We start from the raw sequence: 1,348 nt of genomic DNA, 5'->3' as shown, positions 1-1,348 counted from the left end.
CTATGTCTGTCAAGAGCTGGCTGAGAGCTCGGTGGTGCGGGTCGCTGCTTCGATGCGGCGGTAGAGGCGTCGAGCGAGGGCGCGTTTGAGGGAACGTCGGACGTCGCGGTGGGTCTTGCCTTGGGCGGTGCGTTTGGCTTCGTAGGCACGGGACTCGGGGTGGCACCGTAGCCGGGTGACCGCGACGGTGTGCAGGGCGCGGTTGAGTGCCCGGTCACCGCCCCGGTTGAGCCGGTGGCGGGTGCGCTGCCCGCTACTGACTTCCAGTGGGGCGGCGCCGGCGAGCGCGGCGAAGGCGGCTTCACTGCGGACGCGGCCGTGGTGGGACCAGCTGACGAGCAGCTGGGCGGCGACCACGGGGCCGACTCCTGGTTCGGCGAGCAGAGCGGGGCCGGCGGGGTGCTGGGCCAGCAGGGCCGCCAGTTCGGCGTCGAGCTCGTCGACCTGGCCGCTGAGGAAACGGATCCGTGCCGCGACGGAGCGCAGTGCCAGCACGGTAGTGCGATGCTCGACGGTGGCGTCGAGGGCGGTGGGGAGCTGCTCGACGATGCCGAGCTGGCGTGCGATGTTGTGGCCCCGGAGTCCGGCGCGCAGGTACTCGGGAGCCACCACGACCAGGCTTTTGAGCTCATTGATCGCCTTGGTGCGGCTGACGAGGACGGCGTGGCGGGTGGTGAGGACGACGCGCAGCGCTTCTCGTAGCCCGCGGGCGCGGGGGTTGGCTTGCTGGTCGCGGCCGAGCGCGGTCCGCGCCGCGCGCACGGCGTCGATCTTGTCGTTCTTCGCGCCGCGGCCTCGTTTGGCTCCGCCGACCTCGACGACGTCCTCTCCGGCCTCCGCGAGGAACGTCGCCAGCCCGGCGGCGAAGCTGCCGGTGCCTTCCAACGCCCACACGCGCCGGCCCGGAGCATGCTCCTTCGCCCAGGTGAACATCGCGGCGTAGCCCGCGCCGTCCGCGGACCCGACCGTGTGTGCGGTCGTCGCGCCGGTCCTCGTGTCGAGGACGGCCAGGTCGACGGTGTCGCGGTCCGGGTCTCCTCCGATGACGTAGGCGTACTGCTCGGCGAGCTTCACGTGCTGGTCTCCTCGTCCGTCGTGTCCTTGCGGCACCGGTCCGGGAGAAGACACTGTCGCGGCAGCACTGTGAGGAGTCACGCCGAAGGCGGACAAGCTCCTGATCAAGCCAAGACAAGCGCGCCGGGCCTGGTGCCGACGGCTTGAGGGACAGGTCAAACGACAGGCACGCCCACGAGCGGCCAGTGTTCTCGGGAGTCACCTCTCACCGTCGGCCTCAGCCTGGCCGATCAACCCGGGTCGGGCTGCCACCGACACTCACAGTGTTCTCGTT

Annotated in this window: 1 protein-coding gene; it reads right to left on the bottom strand. The window is 70.7% G+C overall.

Annotated elements, in window-relative coordinates; translation table 11 throughout:
• Positions 1-9: 9 nt before the first annotated feature.
• On the bottom strand, positions 10-1,074 hold the full coding sequence (locus AB1460_RS37515; protein ID WP_368967319.1) for an IS110 family transposase: 1,065 nt from the start codon (positions 1,072-1,074) through the stop codon (positions 10-12).
• Between the last annotated feature and the right edge of the window lie 274 nt (positions 1,075-1,348).

It is taken from the genome of Parafrankia sp. FMc2 (genome assembly GCF_041008525.1).
In the GTDB taxonomy this organism is placed as follows: Bacteria; Actinomycetota; Actinomycetes; order Frankiales; family Frankiaceae; genus Parafrankia.
This window is presented reverse-complemented; position numbering and strand designations above follow the sequence as displayed.